The 19,092-nt window shown below is 65.7% G+C and carries 19 protein-coding genes; 9 read left to right on the top strand and 10 right to left on the bottom strand.

Features of this window, described 5'->3' with window-relative positions; all coding sequences use genetic code 11:
* Positions 1–4 precede the first annotated feature (4 nt).
* Positions 5–982 carry an alpha-ketoacid dehydrogenase subunit beta gene (locus tag RPIT_RS00345; protein WP_077339390.1) on the bottom strand — a complete coding sequence of 326 codons (978 nt, stop codon included), beginning with the start codon at positions 980–982 and terminating at the stop codon, positions 5–7.
* The gene (pdhA, locus tag RPIT_RS00340) at positions 979–2,055 is read right to left on the bottom strand and encodes a pyruvate dehydrogenase (acetyl-transferring) E1 component subunit alpha (protein WP_077344138.1); all 1,077 of its coding nucleotides are present in this window, start codon (positions 2,053–2,055) and stop codon (positions 979–981) included. The genes RPIT_RS00345 and pdhA overlap by 4 nt, the downstream gene beginning before the upstream one ends.
* 277 nt (positions 2,056–2,332) lie before the next feature.
* Here pdhA and RPIT_RS00335 point away from each other — a divergent pair, with 277 nt between their 5' ends.
* Positions 2,333–4,777 carry a bifunctional metallophosphatase/5'-nucleotidase gene (locus RPIT_RS00335; RefSeq protein ID WP_077339388.1) on the top strand — a complete coding sequence of 815 codons (2,445 nt, stop codon included), beginning with the start codon at positions 2,333–2,335 and terminating at the stop codon, positions 4,775–4,777.
* A gap of 516 nt (positions 4,778–5,293) precedes the next feature.
* Here the strand turns inward: RPIT_RS00335 and argF are convergent.
* On the bottom strand, positions 5,294–6,286 hold the full coding sequence (gene argF / locus RPIT_RS00330; protein ID WP_077339386.1) for an ornithine carbamoyltransferase: 993 nt from the start codon (positions 6,284–6,286) through the stop codon (positions 5,294–5,296).
* Positions 6,287–6,389: 103 nt separating this feature from the next.
* Positions 6,390–6,860: a low molecular weight protein-tyrosine-phosphatase gene (locus tag RPIT_RS00325; RefSeq protein WP_077344137.1), complete on the bottom strand. Its 471-nt coding sequence runs from the start codon at positions 6,858–6,860 to the stop codon at positions 6,390–6,392.
* Between the two features lie 89 nt (positions 6,861–6,949).
* On the opposite strand from RPIT_RS00325, the gene RPIT_RS00320 reads away from it, so the two are divergent.
* Genes RPIT_RS00320 through RPIT_RS00305 form a run of 4 tightly spaced genes read left to right on the top strand, consistent with a single transcriptional unit; the run spans position 6,950 to position 10,057 of the window.
* Positions 6,950–7,636: a response regulator transcription factor gene (locus RPIT_RS00320; RefSeq protein WP_077339384.1), complete on the top strand. Its 687-nt coding sequence runs from the start codon at positions 6,950–6,952 to the stop codon at positions 7,634–7,636.
* Positions 7,633–9,054: a sensor histidine kinase gene (locus RPIT_RS00315; protein ID WP_226996288.1), complete on the top strand. Its 1,422-nt coding sequence runs from the start codon at positions 7,633–7,635 to the stop codon at positions 9,052–9,054. The genes RPIT_RS00320 and RPIT_RS00315 overlap by 4 nt, the downstream gene beginning before the upstream one ends.
* On the top strand, positions 9,051–9,752 hold the full coding sequence (locus RPIT_RS00310; RefSeq protein WP_077339383.1) for an AzlC family ABC transporter permease: 702 nt from the start codon (positions 9,051–9,053) through the stop codon (positions 9,750–9,752). The genes RPIT_RS00315 and RPIT_RS00310 overlap by 4 nt, the downstream gene beginning before the upstream one ends.
* Positions 9,749–10,057: an AzlD domain-containing protein gene (locus RPIT_RS00305; RefSeq protein WP_077339381.1), complete on the top strand. Its 309-nt coding sequence runs from the start codon at positions 9,749–9,751 to the stop codon at positions 10,055–10,057. Before RPIT_RS00310 ends, RPIT_RS00305 begins: the two co-directional genes overlap by 4 nt.
* Positions 10,058–10,074: 17 nt before the next feature.
* On the opposite strand, the gene RPIT_RS00300 is transcribed toward RPIT_RS00305, so the two are convergent.
* The 5 genes from RPIT_RS00300 to RPIT_RS00280 form a co-directional block, all read right to left on the bottom strand.
* Positions 10,075–10,551, bottom strand: a complete 477-nt coding sequence (locus tag RPIT_RS00300; protein ID WP_077339379.1) for a heme-binding beta-barrel domain-containing protein — start codon at positions 10,549–10,551, stop codon at positions 10,075–10,077.
* 132 nt (positions 10,552–10,683) lie between these two features.
* Positions 10,684–12,159 (bottom strand): IS1380 family transposase, encoded by a 1,476-nt coding sequence (locus RPIT_RS00295; RefSeq protein ID WP_226996287.1) that lies wholly within the window; start codon positions 12,157–12,159, stop codon positions 10,684–10,686.
* Between the two features lie 224 nt (positions 12,160–12,383).
* Entirely contained in the window at positions 12,384–12,893 is a 510-nt protein-coding gene (locus RPIT_RS00290; protein ID WP_077339377.1) for a hypothetical protein, read from the bottom strand.
* Position 12,894: 1 nt separating this feature from the next.
* Positions 12,895–13,101, bottom strand: a complete 207-nt coding sequence (locus RPIT_RS00285; protein WP_226996286.1) for a helix-turn-helix transcriptional regulator — start codon at positions 13,099–13,101, stop codon at positions 12,895–12,897.
* A gap of 812 nt (positions 13,102–13,913) precedes the next feature.
* Complete coding sequence (locus tag RPIT_RS00280) at positions 13,914–14,741, bottom strand: TniQ family protein (protein ID WP_077344134.1); 828 nt, start codon at positions 14,739–14,741, stop codon at positions 13,914–13,916.
* On the opposite strand from RPIT_RS00280, the gene RPIT_RS00275 reads away from it, so the two are divergent.
* The gene (locus tag RPIT_RS00275; RefSeq protein WP_226996285.1) at positions 14,712–14,975 is read left to right on the top strand and encodes a response regulator transcription factor; all 264 of its coding nucleotides are present in this window, start codon (positions 14,712–14,714) and stop codon (positions 14,973–14,975) included. The two genes, RPIT_RS00280 and RPIT_RS00275, sit on opposite strands and share 30 nt — an antisense overlap.
* A gap of 39 nt (positions 14,976–15,014) precedes the next feature.
* On the opposite strand, the gene RPIT_RS00270 is transcribed toward RPIT_RS00275, so the two are convergent.
* Positions 15,015–15,350, bottom strand: a complete 336-nt coding sequence (locus RPIT_RS00270) for a DUF6966 domain-containing protein (protein WP_077339373.1) — start codon at positions 15,348–15,350, stop codon at positions 15,015–15,017.
* Positions 15,351–15,462: 112 nt separating this feature from the next.
* Between RPIT_RS00270 and RPIT_RS00265 the strand changes: the two genes are divergently transcribed.
* The 3 genes from RPIT_RS00265 (at position 15,463) to RPIT_RS00250 (ending at position 19,066) form a co-directional block, all read left to right on the top strand.
* A complete protein-coding gene (locus tag RPIT_RS00265) occupies positions 15,463–15,852 on the top strand; it encodes a LysE family translocator (protein ID WP_077339371.1) in 390 nt (129 codons plus the stop codon).
* A 1,142-nt stretch (positions 15,853–16,994) separates the two neighbouring features.
* Complete coding sequence (locus tag RPIT_RS00255; RefSeq protein ID WP_162274450.1) at positions 16,995–17,831, top strand: C39 family peptidase; 837 nt, start codon at positions 16,995–16,997, stop codon at positions 17,829–17,831.
* A complete protein-coding gene (locus RPIT_RS00250; protein ID WP_143028229.1) occupies positions 17,828–19,066 on the top strand; it encodes a hypothetical protein in 1,239 nt (412 codons plus the stop codon). Before RPIT_RS00255 ends, RPIT_RS00250 begins: the two co-directional genes overlap by 4 nt.
* The last annotated feature ends 26 nt before the right edge of the window (positions 19,067–19,092 follow it).

Here is a 19,092-nt window from a genome sequence, read left to right as displayed (position 1 = left end):
CCTCCTAGTAGGCGAGCGATCGGTCGACGGCGTCGAGGATGCGATCCACCGATGGTAGATACTCCTCCTCCACCCGGGCGGGCGGATACGGCATGTCGTAGCCGGCCACCCGCAGGACGGGAGCCTCCATGACGTAGAAGAGGTCCTGCGCGAGCCGGGCAGCCACCTCAGACCCGAGACCGAGCGTGAGCGGAGCCTCGTGGACGACGATCGCCCGCTTGGTCCGACGGACCGACGACGTGATCGTGACCCAGTCGATCGGGCTGAGCGTGCGCAGGTCGACGACCTCGAGCGAGGTGCCCTCCTCCCCCGCAACCGCGGCCGCGTCGAGGCACGTCTTCACCATGGGTCCGTAGCACAGCAGCGTGGCGTCGGTGCCGTAGCGGGCGATGTTCGCCTGGTGCATGGGGGCGGGCCGCGCGGAGAAGTTCACCGTGTCCTTGACGTGGTAGCGCCGCTTGGGCTCCAGGAAGACGACCGGATCGTCGGACTGGATGGCCTGCTGGATCATCCAGTAGGCATCGTTGGCGTTCGAGCAGGAGACGACCTTGAGCCCGGGGGTGTGCGCGAAGTACGCCTCGGGCGACTCGGAGTGGTGCTCGACCGCGCCGATGCCGCCGCCGAACGGGATGCGGATGACCATGGGCATGGGGTTCTGCCCGGCGGTGCGCATGTGCAGCTTGGCCACCTGGGTGACGATCTGGGAGAAGCCGGGAAAGACGAAGCCGTCGAACTGGATCTCCACCACGGGCCGATAGCCCCGCATGCACAGACCCACCGCGGTGCCGATGATGCCCGACTCCGCCAGCGGCGAGTCGATGACGCGGTTCTCGCCGAACTCGGCCTGCAGTCCCTCGGTGATGCGGAACACACCGCCGAGCTTGCCGATGTCCTCCCCCGCCAACAGCACCTTCGGGTCGGCCTGCAGGGCACGCCGCAGCCCCCGGTTGAGGGCCTTGGCCATGGTCAGGGTCTCGCTCATGCGTTCTCCTCGAAGCTGGCCGCGTACTCGGCGTACTCGCGCCGCTGCGCCTCCAAGGCGACGGTGGGTTCGGCGTAGACGGTGGCGAAGAGCTTGTCCATCGTGGTGTCCTCGAGCTGCGGGATGGACGCCCGCGCGTCGGCCCCCAGCGCCTTGCCCTCGTCGTCGATGGCGGCCAGCCACGCGTCGTCGATGGCCCCCTCGTTGCGGAGGTACGTGGTGAGCCGCGCGACGGGGTCGCGCCCCTTCCAGGCCTCGTCCTCAGCGGCGCGGCGGTACTTCGTCGGGTCGTCGGACGTCGTGTGGGCGCCCATGCGGTAGGTGAAGGCCTCGATGAAGCTCGGTCCCTCCCCCGCACGCGCGCGCTGCATGGCCCAGTCGGTGACGGCCTTGACCGCGAGGACGTCGTTGCCATCCACCTGGACGCCGGGGAACCCGAAGCCCTGGGCGCGCTGGAACAGCGGGATCCGCGACTGCAGCGCGATCGGCTCGGAGATCGCCCACTGGTTGTTCTGGCAGAAGAACACGACGGGCGCGTTGTAGCTGGCGGCGAAGACGTAGGCCTCGTTGACGTCGCCCTGGCTGGCTGCGCCGTCGCCGTGGTACACGATGACCGCCGAGTTGTCGGCGTCATCGTCGTTGCCGACGGCGCCGTCGAACTGCAGCCCCATCGCGTAGCCGGTGGCGTGGAGGGTCTGGCAGCCGATGACGATCTGGTAGTTCTTGAAGGTCTCGAGCTTCTCCCAGTCGCCGCCGTTCGACCCCCGGAAAAGCCCGAGGAGGTTGGTCAGGGGCACTCCCAGCACCATGGCGACGGCGTGCTCGCGGTACGACGGGAACACGACGTCGCCCTCGCGCACTGCGCGGGCCGAGCCGACCTGCGCCGCCTCCTGGCCGAGCAACGGCGTCCACAGCCCTAACTCGCCGTGGCGCTGCAGAGCCGTGGCCTCCGCGTCGAACCGCCGGGCGAGGATCATGTCCCGTAGGAATCCGACGAGGTCGTCGGTGGTGCCCGTGAAGGCAAACTCATCGTGCTCGAGCCGCTCCCCGTCTGGGGTGAGCAGCTGCACCATGTCGTGGCTCTGACCGCGCACGCGGCCTCCTTCCGCAACTTACGTTTCCGTAGGTTACGCCAGCGTAGCTTATGGATTTCTCTCGGCCGGCGCCGTCGCCTTCTAAGAATGCCAGCCTCCTCGCGTGCCTTGTGGGAAGTAACCAAACCCCACCTAAAAGGTGTAGAGAGCGTTAACAACCCGGTATCGGCTTGACCCGCCCGCGTTTTGCGGAGAGAGTGACCACTGAGTCCCCTCGGGGGGGAATCTTCTCTATTCATCGATCCAACGGAGAGTCATGAAGAAACTGACCACCCGGGTGACGGCAAACCTGGCCGCTTCGGCCTTGGTAGCGAGCGGCCTTGCCTTCGCAGCCTTCACCCCTACTGCTACCGCCGCAATCGGCGAATGCGTTGCTGCTGACGAGAAGGTCAGCATCTTCGCCATCAACGACTTCCACGGGCGCCTTTCCGCCGTGCCGCGCCTCCTCACCCCGATCGAGCAGGCACGTATCGACGAGGGCGAAGACAACGTGCTGTTCATCAGCTCGGGCGACAACATCGGCGCCTCGACCTTCGAGTCGATGATCCTCGACGACGAGCCGACCATCGACATGCTCAACGCCGCCGACCTCGACACCAGCGCCGTAGGCAACCACGAGTTCGACAAGGGCTGGGACGACCTGGCCGGTCGTGTCGTGCCGCTGGCCGACTTCTCCTACCTCGGCGCCAACGTGTACGAAGAGGGCACCACCACCGTGGCCGCGCCCATGAAGGAATACGAACTGTTCGAGAAGGGCGGCGTCACCATCGGTGTCGTGGGCGCTGTCACCGCTGACATGCCCTCCCTGGTTTCGCCCGACGGCATCGCAGACCTCACCTTCGGTGACCCGGTCGAGGCCGTCAACCGCGTCACGGCGCAGCTCCTCGACGGCGACGACGCCAACGGTGAGGCCGACGTCGTCATCGCCTCGTTCCATGAGGGCGCCGGTTCCGGCTCCCTGACGGCCGAGCAGAACGCTGCCGAGTCCGAGGCGTTCGACGCGATCTTCAACGACGTCGACGACCGCGTGGCCGCCATCTTCAACTCGCACACCCACCAGGTGTACACGTACGAGACCGACGGCGGCGTGCCCGTCGTCCAGGCCGGCTCCTATGGCGAGCGACTCTCGCGCGTCGACCTCAGCGTCGACTCCGTCAACGATGGCGTCTGCGATGCCACGGCGAGCATCATCGACGTGCGCGGCGTCACCCCCATCGAGACGCCCCGCATCACGGCCGTGAACACGATCCTCACCGCCGCGAACGCTTCCGCCGCGGAACTCGGCGCACAGGTGATCGGCTACGCGACCGACGCCATCTCGACAGCTGTCGACGGCAGCGCGAACAACCGCAACGTCGAGTCTCCCATGGTCAACATGGCGGCCCAGATGTTCCACGACATGCTGGCTGGCGACGACGACGAGTTCATCGGTCTGCAGAACGCCGGCGGCACGCGTGACTCCTTCAACCAAGGCGACATCACCTACCGCGAAGCGGCCCTGACGCTGCCGTTCGCCAACTCGCTGTTCACCACGCAGATCACGGGCGAGCAGTTCGTCACCGTGCTGAACCAGCAGTGGCAGCCTGACGGCTCCTCCCGGCCCTTCCTCCAGCTCGGTCTGTCGGACAACGTCAGCTACACCTACGATGAGTCGCTCCCCGAGGGCGAGCGCATCACCGGCGTGTGGATCAACGGCGAGCCCATCGACATGGACAAGCTCTACACCGTCGGCTCCGGCTCGTTCCTGATCTCGGGCGGCGACAACTTCACGGAGCTCGGCAACGGCGTCAACACCCGCGACACGGGCCGCGCCGACCTCGAGGCCTGGGTCACCTGGGTCGCGTCCTTCGACGAACTCAGCCCTGACTACAGCAAGCGTGGCGTCTCCGCCAAGCTCGCCACCGGCACCCTGGTCGAGGGTGGGCCCGCGCTCACCTACACGTTCGGCCAGCCGCTCTCCGGCGGGGTTGCGCCGCAGACCCTCGACATGGATCTGAACCCGATCCCGGTCGACCTGACCGAGGAGCAGGAGGCTGCCTGGAAGGTCAGCCCGCCGCTCGACAACACCGAGGTCTACGCCTTCATCGGCGACGAAGAGGTCGGCTACGGCACCGTCGTCGACGGCGTCGCGACGGTCAGCGTCCAGCTGCCGAACGGCACCTCGGTGGAGGCCGGCGAGCAGATCGTCGACTTCCTGGTCCTGGATTCCGAGACGGTCATCCATGCCCTGGTCAACGTGCAGTTGAACCGTTACGTCCGCACCGCGCCGTACACCCTCGAGGGCATGCACACGATCAACGGCCGTCAGTGGCGCACCACCTGTGAGGACTACTCGCAGACCGAGCGCTGCCGCACCGAGATCTGGGCCTCCGTCGTCAAGCGCACCGGCAACACGTTCACCATCGAGCGTGGCTGGGCCTTCAACAACCTCACCTACCTGCCGTACATGACCCGTGCGCAGTGGGCGAACAACCCCATCGGCAAGACCGGCACCTTCGTCGGCACCGACGGCCAGCAGTGGCGCACCGAGTGCGACACCGCAGCCACCGGTGGCAACGGCTGCCGCACCTACCGCTGGACCACCGTGTACAACGCGGTCAAGTCCGAGAAGACCGGAAGGTACGACTTCACCCAGGAGAACAAGTGGGTGTTCAACAACCTCGTGCTGTTCGGTAACTACTACCGTCCCACGTTGAGCTGACACTCCCTGCTAGACCAGAGGTGCCCCGTCGCGTAAGCGGCGGGGCACCTCTGTCTCCCTGCACTACGTCGCCCTGAGTAGGGGGAGAGGAACGAGCCGCCTCCACGTCGGTGAGGGTCTCCCCCCCGTCGGCGGAGGTCTCCCCACGTCGCAACGCCAACCACTCGACGTCGAACGCCAACGGAAAGACGCGAACGCCAACGGAAAGACGGAAACGCCAACGGAAAGACGGAAACGCCAACGCGAACAGGGAAAGGCCAACCGTCAGCCGCAAATGCCAATCGACAAGGCCATACGCCGACGACACCCAGTGACGCCGGCGATATATCAGGGGCGTCGCTGAGTCTCGTCGGCGTCACGGGTTGTCGATTGGCGTTCCGGGCTAACCGTTGGCGTTCCGGGCTAACCGTTGGCGTTCCGCGGTGCCCGTTGGCGTTTCGCCGTGCCCGTTGGCGTTTCCCGTTGTCGGTTGGCGTCAGGACCCCCGCGTCGTCGCGGCTGCCACAGACGCAGAGGTCAGGTGAGCGTGGCCACCAGGATCGCCTTGATGGTGTGCATGCGGTTCTCTGCCTGGTCGAACGCGATGTTCGCCGGCGACTCGAACACGTCGTCGGTCACTTCCACGCCGTTGAGGCCGAACGCGGCATGCAGGTCGCGGCCGACGGTGGTCTCCAGGTCGTGGAACGCTGGCAGACAGTGCATGAACTTCGCGTGGGCGTTGCCGGTCTTCGCCATGAGCTCGGCATTGACCTGGTAGTCGCGCAGCAGTTCGATGCGTTCCGCCCACACCTCCTTGGGTTCGCCGAGCGAGACCCAGACGTCGGTGTAGACGAAGTCGACGCCGGCGACCCCCGAGGCGACGTCGTCGGTGATCGTGATGCGCGCGCCTGTCCGCTCGGCGAGGTGCCGTGCTTGAGCAACGATCTCGGCGGCGTTCTGCAGCGACTCCGGAGCCACCATCCGCACATCCATGCCCATCAGCGCGCCCGAGATCAGCAGCGAATTGCCGACGTTGTTGCGCGCGTCCCCGACGAAGGCGAAAGCGATCTCCCCGATAGGCTTGTCGCTGTGCTCCAGCATCGTCAACTGGTCGGCCAACATCTGGGTGGGGTGCCACTCGTCGGTGAGCCCGTTGTAGACCGGCACGCCGGCGTGGGCCGCGAGGGTCTCGACGACGTCCTGCCGGTAGCCCCGGTACTCCAGCGCGTCGTACCAGCGGCCAAGCACCCTCGCCGTGTCGGCCGCGGACTCCTTGTGCCCGATCTGTGAGCCGGCGGGATCGAGGTAGGTCGTCGTGCCGCCCTGGTCGGCGACTGCCACCTCGAATGCGCAGCGGGTCCGCGTGGAGGTCTTCTCGAACAGCAGGGCAACCTGCTTGCCCGCCAGACGCTTGGTCTCACGGCCTTCGCGGCGCTCGCGCTTGAGCTCGGCCGCCAGGTCGAGCAGCCCGCGCCACTCCTCCGGGGTGAAGTCGAGTTCCTTGAGGAAGCTTCGTCCTGTGAGGCTCATCCGCCGCGCCTTTCGCTGGTGAAGCCCTCAGGGTAACGCGCTGGCCCCACCCCGGCGTCCGGCTCCCGCTGACTGGTCAACCAAGGCCGGTCGACGGCTCATCTCAGCGACGCGCGGCCCGTTCCTGCACGGCCCGCAGGATGCCCTCCATCGCTGCCTCGAGGTCGTCGAGCGTCTCCTGGAAACCCGCCTCGTCCCCGTACCACGGGTCGATGAGCGGGGTGCCGGGGTCCATCGCGGGGTTGAAGTCGTTGAGCAGCACGATGTTGGAGGCGCCTGGAGCGATGCGCTGGAGGCGGTCGACGTGCAACGGCTCGGCGGCCACGACGAGATCGGCTGACTTGATGTGGGCAGCGCCGATTTTCCGGGCACGGTGCCCGTCGGGGTCGTAGCCCGCCTTGATGAGGGTCCGCGCGGCGCGGCGGTCGATGGGGTTGCCCGCCTCCTCCTCGGAAACGCCGAAGCTCTCGACCTCGATGTCGAGACCCTGCTCGTCGATCATCCGGCGCGCGATCCGCTCCGCCATCGGGGATCGGCAGATGTTGCCCCAACACACAAAAACAAGCCGTGCCATGGCGGACACCATACCCATCGGTCGGTCGCCGCGCCGCACCGGCAGCCGGGTACCATGAGACCGTCAGAGGAAGGTGGCAGGGTAGGGCTATGCAGATCTTGGTGGTGGATGACGATCAGGCTGTGCGCGACTCGCTGGCCCGGTCACTGACCTATTCCGGCGACGAGGTGGTCACCGCAGCCGACGGCGTCGAGGCGCTGGCGAAACTCGTCGGCTACACGCCCGACGCCATCATCATGGACGTCATGATGCCCCGCCTCGACGGGCTGGAGACCACGCGGATGCTCCGCCAGGGCGGCAACGACACGCCCATCCTCATCCTCACCGCGCGCGATGCCGTCGGAGATCGCGTCGACGGTCTGGACGCAGGCGCTGACGATTACATGGTCAAGCCCTTCGCCCTCGACGAACTCCTGGCCCGCCTTCGCGCGCTGACCCGTCGCTCCAAGCCGTCGACCGAGACCGAAACGAAGGTGCTGACCTTCCAGGACGTCACCCTCGATACCCAGCACCGCGAGGTCACCCGGGCGGGCCAACACATCTCGCTGACCCGCACTGAGTTCGCGCTGCTGCAGGTGTTCATGGAGCATCCCCGGCGCGTGCTGGAGCGCAACACCCTGCTCAATGAGGTCTGGGGCTTCGAGTTCCCGACGACCGCCAACTCCCTCGAGGTCTACATCGGCTACCTCCGGCGCAAGACGGAGGCCGGCGGCAAGCCACGGCTCATCCACACCGTCCGGGGGATCGGATACGTCCTGCGTGAAACTCCCCCGTGATCGGTAGCTGGTGGATCAGGTTCCGCCGCGGCCTCGGCCGTCTCCTGAGTGGCCAGTCGCTTCAATGGCGGCTGGCCTTCATGACGGGGGCGTCCGTGGCACTGTCGGTGCTGCTGGTCGGCTCCGCCGTCTTCGCGATCACCCGCTGGTCGCTGCTCGAGCAGCTCGACCGTGAGCTAGTCGGGGTCGCCCAGTCCGCCGCCCGGTCGATCCAGCAGAGCGTTGCCGACGGTCAGGACGGGTTCCGGCTGGAGCTGTTGGGCTCGGCGGACGGCCTGCTGAGCGTCGTCTCCTCCGACGGCACTGTGGTCAGCCTCCCCGGGGAGAGCGCAGCGATCCTGCCGCAGTCGGACGAGATCGCGGTGGCGCGGCTGCGCTCGGGGTCGTCGGCGAGGACCGTGATCGCTGACGGCATCACCTACCGCGCCGTGTCGGTGCCGCTGAATCTGACCGACGGCGACTACGCCGTTATGTACGCGCGGCCCACCGCCGCCCTCGAGGCCACCCTGGCGTCGCTGTGGCTGGTGATGGTGGCGGCCGGGATCCTGGGCCTCATGACGTCAACCATCGCCGCGCTGTGGACGGCCCAAGCCGTGCTCGCACCCGTGCGGCGACTCTCCCAGGCCGTCAAGTCCGTCACCCAGACCGACCAGCTCAACCCCATCCGGATCTACGGGCGCGACGATCTCGGGGAGCTCACCCGCTCGTTCAACACGATGCTCAAGTCGCTCCAGACGTCAAGGGAGCAGCAGACGCAGCTCATCGCCGACGCCGGGCACGAACTTCGCACGCCGCTCACGTCGATGCGCACCAACGTCGAACTGCTCGTGGCCGACGAGAAGTCCGGCATGCTCCCCGACGGCGCGCGGGCTGTGATCCTCGCCGACGTGGCCGCTCAGCTCGGGGAGTTCTCGGCCCTCATCGGCGACCTCGTGGCGCTGACCCGCGACGATCATCTGCAACGCCCCCACGAGCCCCTCGACCTGGCCGAGGTGGTGGATTCCGCCATCGCCCGTGCCAAGCGGCGCGGCCCCGGAATCCACTTCGACATCCAACTCGAACCCACCCCGATCATGGGCGACGCCTCGACTCTGGAGCGCGCCATTACGAACCTGCTCGACAACGCCGTGAAGTTCTCTCCGCCGGACGGCACGATCACCGTCCACCTCGAGGGCGGGGCACTCACTGTCATCGACGACGGCCCTGGCATCGACGAGGACGACCTGCCGTTGATCTTCGACCGGTTCTTCCGGTCCGACAAGGCCCGCAACACTCCCGGCACCGGGCTGGGCCTGTCCATCGTGCTGCACACCACACACGCCCACGGAGGCACCGTCAAGGCCAGCAACGCGCCCGGCCGCGGGGCGAGGTTCGTGCTGCGCCTGCCTGTCGTCGACCTCGTCGAGCACGAGCAGTGAGCCTCGCACCACCGATCGCCTCCACGGTCCGCGCCCTCACCCCGGCACAGCGTCGAGGCCTTTCCGTGGGTCTGGCCACGGGCCTCTACGGGATCTCGTTCGGAGCTCTGGCCGTCACCGCCGGGCTCAGCGTGTGGCAGGCCTCGGCGCTCAGCGCGCTGATGTTCACCGGAGGCAGCCAGTTCGCCTTCATCGGGGTCGTCGCCGGGGGCGGCGCACTCGGATCCGCGACGGCTGCGGCGTCGCTGCTCGGGGTGCGCAATGCCCTGTACGGGGTGACGGCCAACGCCATGCTGCGCCCCCACGGCTGGCGCAAGCTGCTCGCCGCGCAGGTGACGATCGACGAGTCCATCGCGACCGCGTCGGGTCAAGATGATCCGGATGAGGAACGGCGCGGCTTCTGGACCGCGGGTGCAGCGGTCTTTGTGCTGTGGAACCTCTTCACGCTCGTGGGAGCGCTGGCCGGCAACGCGTTGGGCGATCCGACGGTCTGGGGTCTCGACGGCGCGGCCGTCGCGGCCTTCCTCGGCCTGCTCTGGCCGCGGCTGAGCGGTCGGGACCCGATCGCGATCGCGGTGGTCGCGGCGGCCGTGACGCTGCTCGCGGTCCCGGTGGTGCCAGCAGGGCTCCCGATCATCCTGGCCGCATTGGTGGCGGCCCTGATGACGTGGGCGCACGTAAGGAGTAGGCAGCGGTGAGTGTCTGGCTCTGGATCCTTGCGGCGTGCCTCATCGCCTTCGGCACGAAGCTGGTCGGCTACCTGCTCCCCGAGCGATGGCTCGAGAACCCGTGGGTGCTGCCGCTCAGCCATGGGGTGACCGTCGGCCTCCTGGCATCGCTGGTTGCCACGAGCACGTTCAGCTCTGGGCAGTCGCTGGCGGTGGACGCACGGCTCGTTGCGTTGCTGGCCGCTGCCGCGGCGCTCCGGGTCAAGGCTCCGTACCTCGTGGTGGTCATCGTCGGCGCGGTTGCCGCTGCGCTCGCCCGCCTTATCGGGCTCTGAGAGAAGGCGCCCGCGGCTCAGCGCGTCGCGACCCGCTTCAAGGTTGAGGTGAGGTGGCGCCCCATCTCCTCGCCCACCGCCTCCATGTCGAAGGTGGTCGCCAGCTGGTCCCCGACCAGGTGGTAGGTGCGCTTGGTGGCGTGGACCACCTTGGCGGTGGTGGTGTTGGTGACCTTGGCGTTGAGGGTGAGCGTCAGCACGCCGTCCTCCACGGTGAGGGTGCCCTCGCAGGATTCCGTCTGGCCCATGGGCTGGGCGATGGTCATCTCGATGTGCCCGCCCTCCCCGATCCTGAGGTATCCGCTCTCGGTGTGCATCGGACGCTCGCCGTCGGCAGACCAGGTCCGCTGGACGTACTGGAGGAACGGCTTCCCGACGTCGGCGAACGTCAACTCCTCGCGGTACTCGAAACCCTCGATCGTCGGGTACTCCCCGCGCCCGAGGCCGACGTAGGTCCCGGCGAGCGCAGCGGCGGGCAACAGATTCACGTGCATACCCACAGGCTACGGATTATCCACAGGGTTGTCCCCAGGTGGGGAAAAGTTACGAGGCTGTAATTCGCTGCGGTAGCCGCCGCCTTCCCCTTGATGTTGTCGAGCCGCAGCCAAGATTGAACAAACGGCCCTCTATTTAAAATACCGTTCAAAGTAGAGCGTCGCCGAGCGATCACCCGACCCCAAGAGGCTGTGGTTGCTGTCATACGGAGCCGCAATATGACCCCCTACATGAGGCGTCATATAGGGGGTCATATTGCGCTGCCCAAGGCTCGTCTTGAGCGCAACCGCTGTATCACTGCCTGTATTGCGCGACGTATAGGGCGTCATATGCCAGAGAAGGGGCACGGGGAGATGCCCTCCCGGAGACCTCGCGTTTCGGCAAGCGCGCCCCACTCCTCCTAGGAGCTTGAGCCAGGCGACCAGGTCCGCGGCGATCATGGTCAGTGTCAGCCAGGTCTGGTTGATGCTGAACTCGCGCGACGGGAACCGGCCCAGGCCCGAGTCTTTGGCGTGACGGATCCGGTCCTCGACTCGGGCATGGGCCCGATGCCGGGCCTCGAGGAACTGGAGAGTCCCGCTCGCGGTGTTGGTGACGAACGCCTGGTAGCGCCAGCCGTCGGCCTCTTCGAACAGCGACAGTTGAGCCCCGGGGTGGGGACGTTCACGGCGAAGGATCACCCTCATCCCCGCCGGCCAGCCATCGAGATTGAGCAGTCCGGTGATCTCGGCAACTTCCCCGCCCTCTCGGACCTGACCATCGGCCTTCAGCGCCGCGGACCAGGACCCGACGGGCAGTTCGGTGATGGCGTGGCGCACGTTCTCCCCGATCGTGAACCCCACGCTGTAGTCCAGGCTGCGGCCTCTGACCTGGCCTTGCGCATGAAGCCAGTCCAGCAACTGGTGAGAGGCGCCGGCAGCGTCGCAGCGGATCAACAGGGTCCGGCGAGACGGCATCGGGATCTGAGTGATCGCCTCCCCGAGGACCTGAATGTGGTCGGCGGCGGTGTTCGAGCCTGCCCGACCCGTCCGTAGCGCGGCGAGGAACTCGCCCGTGTTGTCGCACCACACACCGATCGGGTGATACCCGAACGTCCTCTTGAACGTCGGGGCGGCCAACTCCTTCTCCGAGTGGGTCACCACGATCGTGGCATCGACATCCAACACGATCGTCTCTCCGAGGTCGGTCCCGGCGACCTTCGAGGCCGGGACACCGCCGGCGGCTGTCAGCTGGGCCCAGACGTGGCGCCGGACACGGGCCCGGGCCGTGGCGATCTTCCTCCGCCTGGCGTCGGTGACCTCATCCAACGCCCGCCACACCGTCGGAGCCGACGCGACCGGCCCCAATATCTGCCTCTGGTGACGCAAGACGTCGATGTCGGAGATCGCCTCACCGCCATCAGCGAGCAGCACCGCGACATCGGTCAGAACCTGACCACGGTCATGCACCGAGGGAACGAACGAACGCCGGGCCATCGCCGTCGATAGGGCTCCGGTCAGGCCGGTGTTCTCGGCCAGCATCCTCAGCCCGATGCTGCCGACGTGGGCGATCACCGCGCCACCATCGCCGGTCACGGACATGCCAGCAGACCACGAAGTACGCTTCACCTACGGAGTGCCTTCCACTTCAGGGGTTTTGAACAGTCGCATGTCCAAGTATCCCGTAGTCAGAAGGCACTCCGGCCTATCTACAGCACGCGTCGCTCACTCCGCCATGAACGATCGAGGCTAACCTCCGGCACCTCTCCCAACGGCGTCGACGGCGTCGCAGCAGGAAACCGGCGCCTGGATCAACCAAGCGCCGGTTGTGGAGTGATTGGAGCTCCGAAGGGCTACTCAGACTCGTAGCGCGCCAACTTCTTCTCGACGGAGCGAGAGGCCGACTCGCCTACGAGGTAGTTGAAGCCGTAGTAGATGGCGAAGCCACCGATGAGGCCGATCGCGCCGCCAACGACGTAGCCCGTCGTGCCCTTGAGGAAGGCGGGTGTCACGGCTTCGGCGTCGCCCATCGACAAGCCGACGACGCTGAGGGCCGCCATGGCGATGGCGAACAGTCCGGCGTCGATCGCATAGGCACGACGTCGCTCGGCCTTCGCTTCGGCTGTGCTCTCCGTGGGGAGTTCTTTTCCCAGAAAGGTCTTCGGGGCCTCGGCGCCGCCGATCATGCGGGTCAGCAGTAAGAACAGACCGCCTGTGCCGAGCAGGGTGACGATAGCCCAAGTGTTGGTGACGTCCTTGGTGGTGATGTACTCCCATGCCAGGACGCCGAGCGCCACCATGGCCACCAGTCCGAGAACGATCATTGAGGCTTTGCCTGCGTTGAGTTCTTGTCGCTCGTCCATGTCATTTACTGCTTTCTTCCCAGAAGAGGGTGTTGAGGTCTGTTTTTAGGGATTTGCAGATGTCGATGCAGAGGTTCAGCGTGGGATTGTGGTCGCCAGCCTCGATCATTGAGATCGTCTGCCTGGAGACTCCCACCTGTTTGGCTAGGTCTTGCTGGGTGAGGTCCAGCGCAACGCGAGCCATCCGCATCCGCTTGTTGAGTGGCATCCCGTCCTCCTTGTGATGTCAACTATAGACGACATTAGGTCAGATATGCAAGACATCGTGCATAGAAAATCCGACGTTTCTGTATGACTGGCAGGATGGGCGTCATGGCGAACCGACACGATCCGGCCCTGTCACACGAACACGCGCGGCTGGCCGCGTCGACGGAGGACTTGTCGCCGTGGCGGCTCTGGGGCCCCTACGTCTCGGGGCGCCAGCTAGCCCGAACCCAAGCCTCATAACGAGACATGTGGCCTGCGAGGGTTCAATGAGATCGAGTGGGTCGCCGGGCCCGGCCTGACGCCGATTTCGCGGGTGACAATCAAGATTGAACAAACGGCCGTCTATTTCAAATACCGTTCAGACTAGATCGTCGCCGAGCGATCGCGTCGCCTACAGGGATGCTGTTGGCATGGACATCTGTGAGCCGAGAGTCAGGCGATGAGCCCCCGGCGTCGTCCGCTGCAGGCCCGGCGTCGGTGGCGAGCGCACAAGGCTGCCCGTGAGCGCCGTCTCCGGAGCGCCACCGAGTTGGCGGGGGTGTTGGTGACCAATGGCAACTGCGCGTTTCCGGGTTCGGGATGGGACGCCGCTGAGATCGGCCACGCTGCTGCCGCCAGTAATCTCGCGGCGGCGACTGCGGCTGCTCCTGCGCTGCAGTTGTGTGCCGCGTGCCCGGTTGTTGAGGAGTGCCGGGAATGGGCAACTGTCGATCGCTATACCGGGTTGGCAGCGGGCAGTTCGTGGGTACGGGGCAGGGAGTACGACGCCAGCACGACGCGAAACAACTCCCGTCCGAGGGCACTGATGGCCAGCTAGGCGGAGTGCCGACGGTACCAGGCTCGGGCGGCCAACGCGTCGGCTGCGTCAATGATCGGCCGGCTGTGCAGCTTGCTGCGCAGGGCATCCCAGAGGTAGGGCACGTTCTGTTGCGCGCACCACGCCGCCAGGACACCCATCGTCTTCTCGGGCGTGGGTGCGGTCGCCAGAGGCGCCGCCGCTTCCAAGACGCTGGCCCGCTGGCGGGCATCTGCGGTGGACAAGACGGTTGCGCGAACTCGGCGCAGACCGACGGTGAGCGTGACGGCGTCTCTCCAGATGGCGAAGTTTCTCGGGTTGGCTTGGCCGATCTGGCGCAGAAAGTAGTGGGTCCGTCGTAGGTGTTCAGGCGCTGCTGGCTGAGGCTCTACTTCGCCTGCGGTTAGGTAGCAGCGGTGGTTGGTGCACGCAGTGATCCATGGAAGACGCCAGATCAGCAGGTGCGCACCGTTGACCGAGCACTGTGAGCACCGGGTACGCCGCCCACGCCGCCCCACCCAGGTCCAGGGCCGTCCCTGACCCGTCGTGGTCTGTCGCAGATGGCCGGGGAGGGCTCCTCCGGCCCACCTGTTCAGGGTCAAGGCGAGGACATCGCCCCGCCCAAGGCGGGTGAGGCTGACCCCTTTGTCCATCTGGTCCGGCGTGAGGATGTCGTCGTTGGGGACCCCGATGTCGCTGCACAGCCTGTCGAGATTCACGGCGTTGAGTTGGGCGAGGCGTTGCAGAAATGATGACCACGATTCTCCAGCAACGGGATGTGGGACGAGGGGCGCCGTCCAATCGGGAGGCAGGCTATGCGTGGCGGGCGTGCGGGAGGGCGGCACATCGACCCGGCCCTGGCGGCGGACGCCATCGCCGCCGGCGACTCCCCGCTCACGGCACGCGAGGCGGACGTGCTGCTGGCTGCAGTCGGCGTCGCCCCTGTGGAGGACATCGCCACCCGCGTCAGCCTCTCGCCTGGAACCGTCCGCAACTACCTGAGCGTTGCGCAGTCGAAGCTGGGGGCATCCACCCGCCACGAGGCAGTGCGCATCGCCCAGACCCGCGGCTGGATCTAGGCTCCGATAGCGGCGCTCTTCGTGGCCTCGGCCGCCCTGTCAGCGCCCCAAGGCGCGTGTCACAAACCGGGCATCAGCAACGGCTGCGCTGGCCTCTCGCCTGAGCCGATCGTTGACCTGCTCCACAGCGTCGCGGGTCACGGTGTGGCCGTTCAGTGGGTGGATGACGAAGTCATTGAAGCTGCCCATGCCGCCTCGGAAGCCCGCGAGCACGAGCTCAAACCCTGCCACACGGCTCGCCTCCACGTCCGCGATGGCACGCGAGATCCACTGCAGCCACTTCACCTCTCCTGCTTCCTGCAGGATGGCCTCGACCTCCCGAGCATGGGCGAGGAACGAAGCAGTCCGCGCCTGGACATCCTGATCATTCGTCATGCTGCCATCTTGCCTCACCCCCGCTGAGAACTAGTTCGACGCGAAGAGCCTGTCGGCAGATGCCGCACCACAAGTAGCATCCCGGTACCTACCCGTCACGATTCGAGGTGTCATGCCCACTTGGTTCTCACTCGTCGGGTTCCTCCTCGCCGTGACGCCCCTGGTGATGACGCCAGGCGCCAGCTTCACGCTGGTGAGCGCCAAGGGCGTCTCCGGTGATCGACGCGGGGCGTTCCAGATCATCCTCGGCACGGGTCTCGGCATCCTCACCCATGCGGTGCTCGCCGGGCTGGGTCTCGCGGTGCTCGTCATGCAGTCGGCCCAGGCGTACGCCGTCGTCCGACTTGTGGGTACCGCCTACCTCGTGGGCCTCGTAGTCTGGCTGCTGGCCAAGGCCCTCCTCCGCCGAGAGCCAGACCCGACCCCCGGGCGACAGGGGCGGCGTCCACGTCATGCGAGGAACCCCTGGCCGCCGCGTACCTCGCCAACGTCCTCAACGTGAAGGCCGCCGCTGTCTACCTGACGTTGGCGCCGCAGTTCCTGCCGGCCTCCGACGAAGAAGCGCTTCGCTGTCCCGCCAGTCCTAGCTACAGGACGGCGGAGACGCTGTGCAGCTACTGTCAGTCGGCCTGAGCCTTGCCAAGACACGCCCGACCTACATTGAACGGATTCCGAGATCCGGCCCGTTTGTTCAAACTTGAGCCCCGAATCTGTTCAAGCTAGGGCGCGGCTCGACAGATGTCGAGCCGCAGCCAAGATTGAACAAACGGCCCTCTATTTAAAATGCCGTTCAAAGTAGAGCGTCGCCGAGCGATCACCCGACCCCAAGAGGCTGTGGTTGCTGTCATACGGAGCCGCAATATGACCCGCTATATGAGGCGTCATATGGGGGGTCATGTTGCGCTGCCCAAGGCTCGTCTTGAGCGCAACCGCTGTATCACTGCCTGTATTGCGCGACGTATAGGGCGTCATATGCCAGAGAAGGGGCACGGGGAGATGCCCTCCCGGAGACCTCGCGTTTCAGCAAGCGCGCCCCACCCCTCCTAGCCCGAACCCAAGCCTCATAACGAGACATGTGGTCTGCGAGGGTTCAATGAGATCGAGTGGGTCGCCGGGCCCGGCCTGACGCCGATTTCGCGGGTGACAATCAAGATTGAACAAACGTCGCGGCAGGCGGGTCCGGGCTGTCGACTCGGGAGCAGCAGTTGGAGGCCGAGGTGACCGAGTTGACTCAGGCGTTGGGTGAGGCCGCTGTCGAGATCCGGGTGTGGAAGAAGTCGCGGAGGGCCGGTTGGGCCCTTCGAGGACCTCGAGGTGATCCGCATGGAGGCGGGCATGTCGACCGCGAGGTTCGTGAAGTTGATCGACATGCCTGAACGCACGTGGCGCCGGTGGCAGGCCAAGGCCCGTCAGGATCGCGGTCCGAAGGGGCCGTGGCCGCAGCCGGCTCGTAGGGCTGCGCGGGATCTGGTGGTGGGGCATGCGTACTATGGTGCGTAGGAGATCAACGCGGTTGATTCGATGACGGAAAAACCGCCACCCAACCAACCCCTTGATCATCGTCATAACCCGAACCTGTGGGAGTACAGAGATGCAACGCAGCATCCAGCCCGTACAAAAGCAACCCGACTGACCGTGGCAGTCATGACTACGTTCCTGCTCGCTATGCCTGTGCACGCTTGGGCAGACCCCGGAACTGAGACGACTGACGACATTCAGTTCGGGATCGACTACACCCCTCCGAGCGAGCGGGATGAGCAGTCGCCCGAAGCTCAGGAACACATCGCGGAAGCTCTGCTCACTTACCAAACGGTCGCTGGTCTGACAGCGAGCGATCAAGCAGCCATCGAAGCTGAGCTCGCCGAGCTGGAGAAGGATAATCCTGAAGCGGTTGTCGAGGCACGTGAAGATGCTGCGGCCAAGAGGATGTCACGCGCCGCCGCCGCCGTTCCACCCACCGCAAGGACTTTCGTGATGACTCACCAGAAGCAGGCCAACGGGTACTACTGCGGGCCGGCGACGGCATCGATGATCGCCAAGTACAAGGGCAAGTCCTGCTCCCAGGCGACCTTGGCAGGATCCACTTACCTGAAGACCGACGCCAATGGCGCGACCAAGTGGGCGCTCAAGGTGATGGCTCCCACGCTGAATAAGATCGTCGGTACCACCGAGTATCAGCAGATCCAGAGCCCAACGTTGGCCAGTCTGAAAGCCTCTTTCGTCAATAACATCGGAGAAAACTACCTCCCGGTCGCCGTCGACACCTACGAGTATGCCAACAGTGCTCACTACAACGGACATCCCAAGACCAAGAACATTGGTCACTGGATCGTAGGCCACGGGTACAGCAGGAGCGGCAGCACTCTCGCATTCCACGACCCCGCCCAGGGCGTGTGGTCAGGTGTCACCGTGCCAGAGACATTCACCTATTCTGCGTCGGGCTTCCATCAGTGGGTGACAACTAACGGGATCGTTGCGTGACCAAACTGCGTTCAGGATTCCGAACGGCAGGGCTGCTGGTCGCAGCAGCCCTGCTGTCGGGCTGCACCACAACGCCGCAGCCCACGATCGCGCCCGCCCCCAGCACTCCTCCCGCCGCCTCAACAAGCGAACCAGCAGATCCTCACACCCTTGTTGACACAGCAGGCGACGCCTTGGAGTTCCCCCTCGTGGAACTCGACGATGCCAAGCCATTGACCCTGCCCGAAATCGCGAGCATCACACCAGCTCAGCCTGGCCACGACCACACGATCCTCCTCGCCCTCAGCAACGGCAGGACTCTTGTCACCCTCTCCCCCAGCGAGAACTTCGAGGAAGCCGCGTTCGTGAAGAGCAACAGGGTCGGACTCCTCCGCGATGACGGCACCGTCGACCTCTTTGCCGACACTTCCAACATCCGCCCTGACGGCCGCCCACGTCAAACATACGCCGGCGACATCAACGAGCAATGGGTCGTATGGATGGAAACCAGCTCTGACAACATGTACGAGTCGAACTGGCGGCTCTTCGCCCAAGAACTCGACGGCGGCAAGCCAATCCTTGTGGCTGCCGCAGAGGACCAGCGCAAAGCGACAACGGAATTCCTCCCACTGGCTGGAGGTGACCCCTTCCCCCGCCTGTCAGAAGGGCTCGTGTGGTGGTGGACAGCGCACGAACAACCCGACGGCACTTTCCAGCCCAGGATCCTGGCTGCCGACCCCGCCGGTGGAGAACCCAAAGAGATGCTCGCCCTCAGCGCACAACTCTCACCAGTCACCGGAGGCATCGTGGCTGTGACACTCTCCGAAGCGGAAGATCATCCTCAAACAGGAATCGTCCGCATCGACACCGACGGCACAGTGACCGAGCTTGTCCGCTTCACTCAAGACTCAGAAGCAAGTTGGGGTGCCCAGCGGCTCGCTTCCAGTGGCAACATCGTCGCCATGTCCACGGGAGAGGCCGTGCTGATCATGGACACCAGCGCAACCCCCATAGCCCAGATCCCCATCCCGAACGACCGCGAGATATGGGACCTCGATGTCTGCGCAGGCAAGGTCGTCTTCACCCCATACAAACCCGAGGAAACAGACCAAGTGGCCGTCTACGACACAACCACCAACACACTCCAAACCATCCACGTGCCACGCGCCGAGACCGACAACTACTGCTCAGACCAACGCATCAGCTGGTCACAGAACGAGAACAACTGGACCAGCAACACCATCGCCATCTGGTGACGAGGTGCGTGGGCATCCCGACAGAC

Origin of the sequence: Tessaracoccus flavus, assembly GCF_001997295.1 — a bacterium.
Lineage (GTDB): Bacteria > Actinomycetota > Actinomycetes > Propionibacteriales > Propionibacteriaceae > Arachnia > Arachnia flava.
This window is presented reverse-complemented; position numbering and strand designations above follow the sequence as displayed.

Excerpts from the sequence above, each read along its gene's own strand:
- RPIT_RS00285 (WP_226996286.1), bottom strand. The coding sequence starts at position 13,101 with ATGCCACTCAACAAGCGGATGCGGATGGCTCGCGTTGCGCTGGACCTC.
- RPIT_RS00300 (WP_077339379.1), bottom strand. The coding sequence starts at position 10,551 with ATGCACGTGAATCTGTTGCCCGCCGCTGCGCTCGCCGGGACCTACGTC.
- RPIT_RS00320 (WP_077339384.1), top strand. The coding sequence starts at position 6,950 with ATGCAGATCTTGGTGGTGGATGACGATCAGGCTGTGCGCGACTCGCTG.
- RPIT_RS00290 (WP_077339377.1), bottom strand. The coding sequence starts at position 12,893 with ATGGACGAGCGACAAGAACTCAACGCAGGCAAAGCCTCAATGATCGTT.
- RPIT_RS00255 (WP_162274450.1), top strand. The coding sequence starts at position 16,995 with ATGACTACGTTCCTGCTCGCTATGCCTGTGCACGCTTGGGCAGACCCC.
- RPIT_RS00275 (WP_226996285.1), top strand. The coding sequence starts at position 14,712 with ATGCGTGGCGGGCGTGCGGGAGGGCGGCACATCGACCCGGCCCTGGCG.
- RPIT_RS00345 (WP_077339390.1), bottom strand. The coding sequence starts at position 982 with ATGAGCGAGACCCTGACCATGGCCAAGGCCCTCAACCGGGGGCTGCGG.
- pdhA (WP_077344138.1), bottom strand. The coding sequence starts at position 2,055 with ATGGTGCAGCTGCTCACCCCAGACGGGGAGCGGCTCGAGCACGATGAG.
- RPIT_RS00325 (WP_077344137.1), bottom strand. The coding sequence starts at position 6,860 with ATGGCACGGCTTGTTTTTGTGTGTTGGGGCAACATCTGCCGATCCCCG.
- argF (WP_077339386.1), bottom strand. The coding sequence starts at position 6,286 with ATGAGCCTCACAGGACGAAGCTTCCTCAAGGAACTCGACTTCACCCCG.
- RPIT_RS00335 (WP_077339388.1), top strand. The coding sequence starts at position 2,333 with ATGAAGAAACTGACCACCCGGGTGACGGCAAACCTGGCCGCTTCGGCC.
- RPIT_RS00270 (WP_077339373.1), bottom strand. The coding sequence starts at position 15,350 with ATGACGAATGATCAGGATGTCCAGGCGCGGACTGCTTCGTTCCTCGCC.
- RPIT_RS00265 (WP_077339371.1), top strand. The coding sequence starts at position 15,463 with ATGCCCACTTGGTTCTCACTCGTCGGGTTCCTCCTCGCCGTGACGCCC.